This is a genomic window from Pseudomonas sp. C11, from assembly GCF_034683865.1.
Taxonomy (GTDB): domain Bacteria; phylum Pseudomonadota; class Gammaproteobacteria; order Pseudomonadales; family Pseudomonadaceae; genus Aquipseudomonas.
The window spans coordinates 1-231 of the sequence record NZ_JAWIIP010000116.1; the positions used below are offsets into that span (position 1 = coordinate 1).

Annotated in this window: 1 pseudogene; it reads right to left on the minus strand. The window is 66.2% G+C overall.

The window, feature by feature from the left end:
- Positions 1-231, minus strand: a pseudogene (locus tag VC352_RS25140) (DUF2207 domain-containing protein); the annotation flags it as partial.

Sequence of the window (231 nt, forward strand, 5' to 3'; positions counted from 1 at the left end):
ACACGATCTCAGTCTGCACGCCAAAGCCCCGGCTGAACACCAGCCCGGCCAGCCCGGCGGCCCAATCATCGCCTCCCTGCCCGCTCAGGAGCACGATGGCGACACAGGCCAGTGCGTCCCACACCAGCCCCCAGGCCCAGATGCCACGATTATTGTCGAACCAGGCCTTGCCCTGCTCGCCCAATTGACTGCTCAGCCCATCCACCGCGTCCGCCAGACGCGGCTCGTAAT